Here is an 8,792-nt window from a genome sequence, read left to right as displayed (position 1 = left end):
TGCAGCCGGAGGCCTAGCCGGTCCGCCCTCTGCGCAGCCCAGTCCGCAGCCCCTCCGCCTGTGCTGGAGCCATCAACCCCCGCCAGGACCTCATGCGCCTTCAAGTCTTACCCCTTTCATCACGCCACTCACCCAGTGTCTCGCTGAGGCGCGGAACGGCTAGTGTCTTAAGCCCCCACCACCCATCAGAGAATCACGGCATCAACGCTGACCTCCAAAATCACACGTCGTAAACCGTGCACTGATGACGCAACTGAACCGCCGAAAACCGTCCTAGCTGCCCAGCAGGATTTCGGACGCCGCCTCGGACCGGAAGAGCTCCTAATTCGGTGGGGCAAGCCTCCGCACAAACGGTGTTTTCCCCAGGACTGTCCGTTGAAGACGTTCCACCAGCTGCACGTCGACTCGGAGGGGACTGACCCCGGCTGTGGTGAGCGCGCCGGCTACTGCGGCGCGGACTCCCTCGGTGGAGGCTCCGGGGCGAGGCCCGCCAGGAGGACCCGCAGTCCGGAGTGCTCCTGGATGACCTGCCAGCCGGCAAGGGCGGCTTGGTCCAGCGCATGGTGGAACACGAATGGGTGGACGCTGACCTCGCCTTCCTTCCCTGGCAGTTGCAGGACGTCTTCGATCCTGCCTTCGATGTCCTCGAGAAGGGTGAACGGGCGCCCGCAGGGGCAGCCTCGTCCGCCCAGTCTGACGGTGTCGGACATTTCGTAGCGGATCAGCGGCAGGGTTCGCGAGAACAGGACCGTGACGAGAAGCTTTGCCCCGGTGGTCCCGGCCCGCACGGGGTTGCCGGCCTGGTCTACGGGTTCGATGATCAGCAGGTCTTCGTAGACATGCCGGTTCCGGTAGTTGCAGGGGGAGGCGATCCCGGCAGTTTCGGTGGCGGCGTAAACATCGAAGGGTCCACTTCCCCATGCCGCCTCCAGTTCCAAGGCGGTCGGCGGGCTGAGCACTTCGGAGGCGGACATCACGCCCTGCGGCGAGATGCGCAAGCGGCCCGCACGCTGCTCTGCGGCCAGGGGTTTGAGTGCTGAGGCGTAGCCGACGAGGACCCTGGGCTGGAACTGGTTCAGCGCGGCGACCGTCTCCTCTATGGGAGCGGTGACGTCCAGGCGGAGGGTGGGTACGAGCTTAGAGCGCAGCGATGCTCCGACGACGGCGGATTGGTGTGTGGGCACCCGGGAGCTCACCAGCGCCATTTTTAGTGGCCGGGTCAGCCCGGCTGAGATCCCGGCCCAGTCGTTCGCTCAGGCGTAGGAGGCCAGGACGGTCGCCCATTCGGTGCGGTTCCAGATGAAGGTTCCGCGCCGGCCGGTGGTTCCGGCCGTGGCGGCAGCCCACCATCGGCCCTTCCATGGCAGGCCCGGGTCTCCACCGCTCTGCGTCAGGCTCCGCAGGTGGTTTTCCAGGTCCGCCAGCCTCAGGTCCGGTGTGGTGACGGCCTCGTCGAAGTTCTCCATCAGGTCCGCTTTCGTCACGGACGGCAGCTGCTCCAGAGGAGCGTCGTGCAGCCCGGCGTGATGACGCCGGTAGAACTCCGATCCGGCGTAGGTTGCGCGGCGCAATTCCTGCAGGGCGTGTTCCTGGTGGGCGGTGATCCGGGCGGCGTCCCAGTGGTCCCTTCTCCGCCACGCGGCCCGCAGGAACAACACACGGGCGATCAGGCGGATGTCCATGACCGGGTTGCCTAGCGGTTCCCGGCCGGGGCCAGCGGCCGGGCAGCACGCGCGGTGCTGGCCTCCGGCGTCTCCGGCCGAGGCAGCCGCAGCCTCTTGAGCAGCAGTGCGTTGACGGCGACCAGGAAGCTGGAACCGGACATCGACAAGGCCGCGATCTCCGGACTGAGGACGATCCCCGCGAACGCGAAGACCCCTGCCGCGATCGGCAGCGCTATCGCGTTGTACCCCAGGGCCCAGCCCAGGTTCTGCCGCATTTTCCGCAGGGTGCCCTTGCCGATCCGCAGGGCAATCGGCACGTCCAGCGGATCCGAGCGCATGAGCACGACGTCGGCCGTTTCGATAGCCACATCCGTGCCGGCACCGATCGCGATGCCAAGGTCCGCCTGCGCCAGGGCCGGGGCGTCGTTGACCCCGTCGCCGACCATGGCGACCCTCCCCCGCTGCTGCAACTCCGCGATCTTCACTGATTTGTCTCCGGGGAGCACTTCGGCAATGACCGTGTCGATGCCCAGCTGCCCGGCGATCCTCTTGGCGGTGGCTTCGTTGTCCCCGGTGAGCATGACGACCTCGATCCCGGCCTCGTGCAGGGCCGCGACTGCCGCGGCCGCGGTTTCCCTCGCGGCATCCGCCAAAGCGATCACCGCCGCGGCCTTGCCGTCGACGGCGACGAGCACTGCGGTCCGTCCGGTGTCGGCAAGTTCATCGCGCACCGCGGCCAGCGGGCCCAGATCGATTCCTTCGTTGGCCATAAGTCTGCGGTTGCCGACCAGCACCCGGTGCCCGTCCACGGTAGCGCCGGCCCCGTGACCGGGAACGTTGAGGAAATCCGAAGCCGCAAGGACGGGTGCGCCGCGCTCCTGCGCGTGGCGGACCACGGCCGCGGCGAGGGGGTGTTCGGATTCCTGCTCGACGGCGGCGACCAGGGCCAGGAGTTCGCTTTCGCTGATTCCTTCGACAACGACGTCGGTCACTTCCGGTTCGCCTTTGGTCAGGGTGCCGGTCTTGTCCATCACGACGGTGTCGATCCGGGCGGAGACTTCCAGGGCGGTGGCGTTCTTGAACAGGACGCCGCGTTTGGCGCCGAGCCCGGTGCCAACCATGATGGCCGTCGGTGTGGCAAGGCCCAACGCGTCAGGGCACGTGATCACGACAACGGTGATGGCGAACAGCAGAGCCGCCTGAACTCCCGCCCCGAGGGCGAGCCAGGCTACGAAAGTGACGGTCCCACCGATCAGGGCGACCAGGACCAGCCAGAACGCGGCCCTGTCGGCCAGCCGCTGGCCCGGTGCCTTGGAGTTCTGGGCTTCCTGGACGAGCGCCACGATCTGCGCCAGCGCGGTGTCGGCCCCGACCCTGGTGGCCCGGACCCGCATCGTGCCGGTGGTGTTGATGGACGCGCCGATCACTTCCGAGCCGATGGTCTTGGTCACCGGAAGACTTTCCCCCGTGACCATCGACTCATCGACCTCCGACTGGCCGTCCTCGACTTCCCCGTCAACGGGGATTTTGGACCCTGGCCGGATCAGCAGCAGGTCCCCGGTCTGGACTTCGGAGGTGAGGATCTCGACAGTTTCGCCGTCGCGGATGACGACTGCGGCCGGCGGGGCAAGCTCGAGCAGCGTGCGGATGGCCTCGTTCGCCCCGCCCCGTGCGCGCATTTCGAACCAGTGGCCCAGCAGTACGAAGGAGGCAAGGACGGTGGCCGCTTCGTAGAACACCTCGCCGCCGCCGGTGAAGGTGACCCAGACGCTGTAAAGCCAGCCGGTGCCCACGGCGATCGCGACCAGGACCATCATGTCCAGCGTGCGGGCCTTCAACGCCCGGTAGGCGCCGTCGAAGAAAATCCACGCGGAGTAGAACATGACCGGCAGGGACAGGATCAGGGCCATGACGTCGTCACGGAGCCCGAACGGCGTCGGGGCGGTGAAACCGAACATGTCCCGGCCCATCGGAGACCACAGGGTCACGCCGATGGACAGGACCGCGGCGACCAGGAACCTGTTTCGCATGTCCCTGACCATGTCATCCATGGACATTCCACCGTCGTGTCCGCCGTGGCCCATCATGTCTTGCGGTGTCCGGGCCATCTCAGCGTGCTGGACCGCGCCGTGGCCGGCATGGCTGTCCGCTGACGGATGAGCATGCCCGGTGTGCTGTTCCGCCGCTTCGGGTGCGTGACCCGGGTGCATGGCCTGGTGTTCATGCTCCGTCGGATGTACAGTCCCGGCGGGGTGGACGTGTGCGGACAGCGGGTGGCCGGCGCCGGTCTTTGTGGCTGTGCCATGTTTCGTCCCGGCAGTGCGCGCGGTTTCGTCCATCGGGTAGCAGACGTGGTCTGGGACCGATTCGCCCCGGCAGTGGTATCCGCAGTCCCGTATCCAGCCGGAGATCTGCTCCACCGTGGTCACGGACGGGTCAAAGCTCACGGTCGCGGTCTGGGCGACCGGGTTCGCGTCGACGGCGGCGACACCGGGCCGCGCACGCAGCACGCGTTCCACCACCGCCTTGGAGGTGGCCCAGTGCAGGCCTCGGACCTCCACGACGGTGCGTTGCAGCTTTGATGTCATTGCGTCTCCTCCGTCAATCCTGCTCCCGCAGGACGAACCGCCCGGCCGAAAGACAGTGCGGATCCTGGCTGTGGCAGGCGGGTGAGGCGGTTCGGTGTGGGCAGCCCATGCTGCGTCCTTCCGCAGGCGTATCCAGGGAGGACAGCGGTTTCGCCACCCGGTCATCGGACCTTCACTGCGTAAGGGCTTTCGCCCGGGACGTCGTTTCCGGTTACACCCAACGTATACCCATCGGGCAGTCAAAGGTTCCGGCCGGATCTGGCGGATATGGGGCCGCTCATGCTCCGCGGCCGCGGCGCAGCGCAGTGAGCCGGGCGGTGTACTCGCTCTCGTCGATTTCACCGCGGGCAAACCGTTCCGCGAGCAGATTCTCCGCGACGCCCGCACCTTGTCCGCTTTCCTCGTACCTGCGGCTGCCCGCTCCCATGGAGCGGGCGAAGAGGATGATGGCGGTGATGACGGCGCCCCAGAACAGCACAAAGCTCACGCCCATCAGGATGTACCCCCAGACGCCCATGTTCCCGTCCCAATACATCATCTCTGCTTCCTCCCTGCACCCGGGCCCACCGGTGCCCTGGGGTTCACTCTCGTCCCGATCGGCTTCCCGCGTCAGAGTCTTTAGTCCTCTTGCCCTCGCCGGTCCGGCGGGATCCGCGGAGCACAAGCCAGGGCCAGGACGATGACGGCCGCTGCCCCAGGCGGCGGCCGTTCCCCGGGAAGGAACAGCGAGACCCCGACGCCGATGACGGGCACGAGCAGGTCCAGGCAGTCAGGAGATCCAGGCGGGGCGCGTGGCTTCCCTGAACCAGGCCAGGAACGCCGCCGTTCCCGCCAGCGACAGGAACAGCGGGACCGTCAGGAACTGCCCGGTCCGGTTGATCGCCAGCGTCGGCCCCCGGATGGCGGCCATCCCGGCCAGCAGCGCCCCGCCGATCAGGAAATGCCAGGCGCTGGCAGCGACGAGTTCCATGTCAGCAACAGCGCCGCAGCCGCGATCAGTGCCCTCAGGGCCGCGAACCACAGGACCGGTGCATCCTGGAGGCCAAGCCTGATGGCCGGAAAACACAAGCCCCACCCGCCACGATCCAGAGCATAGTCCCGGTCCGCGGGCTCCCCGCACCTGTACGCCGCCCGGGCCGCTCATCGTCCGCCCTCCGGATCAGAGCGCGAGCTGGCGCAGGTGGCAGTGCTGGATCAGCTCGACCGCTTCGTCGATGTCATCGGTGCAGCGCAGCAGATGGATGTCGTCCGGGGCGATGAATCCATGAGCCCGGACCAGTGCTCGGTTCCGATCAGGACGACGGGGAATTCGTGGATTTTTCCGGTCTGCGCGATGGCGACGCGTTGTTTTCCCCGCCGGAAAGGTCCCGGGGCAGGTTCCGCAGCCGGTGCCCGAGCTGAAGTTGCTCCAGTGACGTCCGGGCTTTAGCCCGGGCCTCTTTCCGGGGCACTCGGGCCGTGAGCAGGGGCATCATGACGTTTTCCTCCGCGGTCAGTGCCGAAAGCAAGTTAAAGGTCTGGAACACGAAGCCGAATTCGCGCAGCCGCAGCCTGGACAGTTGTGCCGGTTCAAGGGTGGAGGTGTCCTGCCCAGAGATGAGGATCCTGCCCGTCGTGGGGGACATGAGGGTGCCGATCATGGACAGCAGGGTTGTTTTTCCCGATCCCGACGGTCCCATCACGAGGACAATGTCCCCAGCGTCCACGCTGAGGGATACGGGGTCCACGGCGGTCACGGCGGTGTGCCCGGCGCCGAAGGTCTTGGACACGTCCTCGACGGAGACGACGCTCATGCGCGGAACACTTCCGCCAGGTCGATGCGGGCCAACCGGCGGACCGGCAGCAGCGAGGACACCACGGCCATGGCCAGGGTGACGGCGAAAATCCAGGCCGCATCGAACCAGCGGATTTCGGTGATGAATTCCGGAACGTAGTTTCCCGCGGCGGCGCTGACGACAAGGGCCAGGGCCGCCCCGACGAGGTAACCGAGCACGGCTGCGGTGATCGCCTGCTCCACCACGACGGTGTAGAGCTGGCGGTTGCTCACCCGATGGCCTTCAGGACGCCGTATTCGCGGGCTTTTTCGATGGTGGAGGTGAAGATGGTCAGGTCGATGACCGTCATGCCCACGGCGATCCCGATGAACAGCAGGACCAGGATGATGGGCAGGAAGGTGTCCCGGACGATGTTCGTGTTGTTTTCCACGAACCTGTCCTGGGTGATGGCATCCACAGCAGGGTCCGCTTCGATCCGGGATGCGACCTCGCCTGCGGCGGTGCCGTCCTTGACCGTGACGTGGAAGAAGTTCGTGGCGCCGGGCAGCTGGAGGATGCCTTCGGCGTCTTCCTTGGTGGCGAACGCGAAGGAGAAGCTGAGGATGTATCCGCCCTCGGAATAGCCGGCGACTTTCAGCGTCCTCCCGGCGACGGGGATGATGTCCCCGACCCTGATGTTCTCGCTGCGTGCGACGACCCGGTCGATGATGATCTCGCCCTTGTCGGGGACGGCTTTGCCTTCGACCACCCGCGCGGGGGCTCCGACGTTGTTCTCCGTGTCGTCGTCAATGACGTAGAGGTTGATGTCCTTGCCGTTGTGCGTGAACGCGACGCGGCGGCCGCTGAAGGGCTTGGGGCTGGCGACCCCCGGAACGCCGGTCAGGAAGTCCCGAACGGTCAGGGGCAGTACTGCGGGGGTGTGGAACATGTCCGTCGCGCCTGTCTGGGTGATCCAGTAATCCGCCGGCACGGTGCGGATGTATTCACCGATCTTGTTGCTCCAGCCCCCTGATACAGGCCTTGGATGCTCATGATCAGCAGCACGCTGAACGCGACCCCGCCGACGCTGATCAGCAGGAGGGTCTTTTCCTGGACCAGGTTCTTTACCGCCAGGAACAGCATGGCGGTAACCCGGCCTCCCCGTCCGCGCCCGGCTGCCGGTACATCACGGGCCCTTCTGCAGCTTCTGACCGGCGCCCGCGGGGCGGCGTCCGAAGCGGGGGACGAATCCGGGAACCTGCCGGCGGTAGGCGGCGTAGGCTTCACCGAACTCGGCGTCCATCAGGCGTTCCTCCTTCCCGGCCAGGCGCAGATAGACGATGACCAGGACCGGGAACATCAGCAGGGTCAGCAGCGTAGGCCACTGCAGCAGGAATCCGGCCATGATGGTCAGGAACCCCACGTACTGCGGATGCCGCACCCTGCCATAGGGTCCCGTGACCGCCAGACGCTGGGTCCGCTGTGCCGCGAAAAGGATCTGCCAGGACCGGTAAAGCAGGATGAACCCTGCCGCGATCAGCACGTTGCTCAGAAGGTGCAGCGGGCTCAGGTGCGGGTCCCCTTGCCAGCCGATAAGGTCCTGCCACAAATGACCCGAGTTGTGGTTCAGGAGGTCCACGCCCGGTATCCGGTTCCCCAGCCATCCCGAGAGCAGGTAGATCGTCAGCGGGAAACCATACATCTCAGTGAACAGCGCCACGATGAACGCCGAAAAACCGCCCAGCGCCCGCCAGTCCAGTTGCGTCCTGGGCCGGACGAAACTGAACGCGAAAATAATGAACACGGCCGAATTGATGATCACTAGCCACCACAGGTCATACCCGTAATCAGTGGACATTGCCGGCACCTCCCCCGGGCCGGGGGCGGGCAGGCCCACCCGGGCCCTCCTGTCCCCCATGCCCCTGATGGGTGGAGCTACCGTGTCCGCCGTGGCCTCCATGCCCGAACATACATAAGCTCATCACAAGCACCACACCCAGATAGGGCAGCCCGTCCAGGACATGGAGCCAGTGGTTGGTGATGAGGTATATCGCCGCTGCGGCGATGAGAACGGTGAGCAGGCCCTGCGTCCACGGCCCGAACGGGCCCCGGGACGGAAACGGGCGCGGCGCTTCAGGTAGACGAGGATCAGGAACACTGCTCATACCTTGAGTGTTGACCCGCCGGGACCCGCCGGCAAGGGCCTAACGGCCCGCAGCCCACCTGAGGCGGACGGTTCGGCCCCCTGCTGCGGAATCGTTGCGAAATATACCCCTATGGGGTATCCTATGGGTGTTGTCAGTGACGTGGTTTGTCCAGGCCCCGGCCGTTACAGCCGTTCATCCCCAACGAACCCTTTGCATCCCTGCTCCGAAGGAAAACTGACATGTGTGGACCCACCGAATCACGGACCCCGCTCCCCCTTGCCTCCGCTGCACAGCACGGCTGCAGCTGCTGCTCCCCCGCCGCGGACACCCAGGCCGGGGCTTCGGCGACAGTCAAGCCGGAGGTCCAGGCTTCCGGCGCGCAGTACGCTTTGGAAGGGCTGACCTGCGGACACTGTGTCCAGACCGTTGAGAAGGCTGTGTCCGGCGTATCAGGGGTCCAGACCGCAACCGTCGATCTCGTCCCGGGCGGCACGTCCCGGCTGATTGTCACTGGCACTGCCGCCCCGGATGCCCTGGCTGAGGCAATCCGGTCCTCCGGCTATGCCCTGGCCGGCGCGAAGTAGCCTCACCACCATCCAGCGATAACGTGTCCCTATGTTTTTTGTCAAGCATTGGGCC

The 8,792-nt window shown here is 66.3% G+C and carries 11 protein-coding genes; 1 reads left to right on the top strand and 10 read right to left on the bottom strand.

The window, feature by feature from the left end; translation table 11 throughout:
- Positions 1 to 443: 443 nt before the first annotated feature.
- The 10 genes from NG698_RS20430 to NG698_RS20385 form a co-directional block, all read right to left on the bottom strand.
- Positions 444 to 1,196, bottom strand: coding sequence for a phenylacetate--CoA ligase family protein (locus NG698_RS20430; RefSeq protein WP_252612020.1), 753 nt, complete (start codon positions 1,194 to 1,196; stop codon positions 444 to 446).
- A 57-nt stretch (positions 1,197 to 1,253) separates the two neighbouring features.
- Positions 1,254 to 1,682, bottom strand: coding sequence for a hypothetical protein (locus tag NG698_RS20425; RefSeq protein ID WP_252603780.1), 429 nt, complete (start codon positions 1,680 to 1,682; stop codon positions 1,254 to 1,256).
- An 11-nt stretch (positions 1,683 to 1,693) separates the two neighbouring features.
- The gene (locus NG698_RS20420; RefSeq protein ID WP_252612018.1) at positions 1,694 to 4,252 is read right to left on the bottom strand and encodes a heavy metal translocating P-type ATPase; all 2,559 of its coding nucleotides are present in this window, start codon (positions 4,250 to 4,252) and stop codon (positions 1,694 to 1,696) included.
- A 277-nt stretch (positions 4,253 to 4,529) separates the two neighbouring features.
- Positions 4,530 to 4,790 (bottom strand): SHOCT domain-containing protein, encoded by a 261-nt coding sequence (locus NG698_RS20415; protein WP_252603790.1) that lies wholly within the window; start codon positions 4,788 to 4,790, stop codon positions 4,530 to 4,532.
- Between the two features lie 231 nt (positions 4,791 to 5,021).
- A complete protein-coding gene (locus NG698_RS20410; protein WP_252612016.1) occupies positions 5,022 to 5,273 on the bottom strand; it encodes a hypothetical protein in 252 nt (83 codons plus the stop codon).
- Between the two features lie 271 nt (positions 5,274 to 5,544).
- Positions 5,545 to 6,045: an ABC transporter ATP-binding protein gene (locus tag NG698_RS20405; RefSeq protein ID WP_252603796.1), complete on the bottom strand. Its 501-nt coding sequence runs from the start codon at positions 6,043 to 6,045 to the stop codon at positions 5,545 to 5,547.
- Complete coding sequence (locus NG698_RS20400) at positions 6,042 to 6,299, bottom strand: FtsX-like permease family protein (protein WP_252612014.1); 258 nt, start codon at positions 6,297 to 6,299, stop codon at positions 6,042 to 6,044. The genes NG698_RS20405 and NG698_RS20400 overlap by 4 nt, the downstream gene beginning before the upstream one ends.
- Positions 6,296 to 6,997 (bottom strand): ABC transporter permease, encoded by a 702-nt coding sequence (locus NG698_RS20395; protein ID WP_252612012.1) that lies wholly within the window; start codon positions 6,995 to 6,997, stop codon positions 6,296 to 6,298. The genes NG698_RS20400 and NG698_RS20395 overlap by 4 nt, the downstream gene beginning before the upstream one ends.
- 195 nt (positions 6,998 to 7,192) lie before the next feature.
- Positions 7,193 to 7,864: a methyltransferase family protein gene (locus NG698_RS20390; RefSeq protein ID WP_252612010.1), complete on the bottom strand. Its 672-nt coding sequence runs from the start codon at positions 7,862 to 7,864 to the stop codon at positions 7,193 to 7,195.
- The gene (locus tag NG698_RS20385; RefSeq protein WP_252612008.1) at positions 7,854 to 8,171 is read right to left on the bottom strand and encodes a DUF2933 domain-containing protein; all 318 of its coding nucleotides are present in this window, start codon (positions 8,169 to 8,171) and stop codon (positions 7,854 to 7,856) included. The genes NG698_RS20390 and NG698_RS20385 overlap by 11 nt, the downstream gene beginning before the upstream one ends.
- Before the next feature lie 221 nt (positions 8,172 to 8,392).
- Between NG698_RS20385 and NG698_RS20380 the strand changes: the two genes are divergently transcribed.
- A complete protein-coding gene (locus NG698_RS20380; protein WP_252603811.1) occupies positions 8,393 to 8,737 on the top strand; it encodes a heavy-metal-associated domain-containing protein in 345 nt (114 codons plus the stop codon).
- Positions 8,738 to 8,792: the final 55 nt, after the last annotated feature.

The organism is Pseudarthrobacter raffinosi (assembly GCF_023913735.1).
In the GTDB taxonomy this organism is placed as follows: Bacteria; Actinomycetota; Actinomycetes; order Actinomycetales; family Micrococcaceae; genus Arthrobacter; species Arthrobacter raffinosi.
Note: the sequence above shows the minus strand (reverse complement) of the source record. Positions and strands in the feature narration are given on the sequence as shown.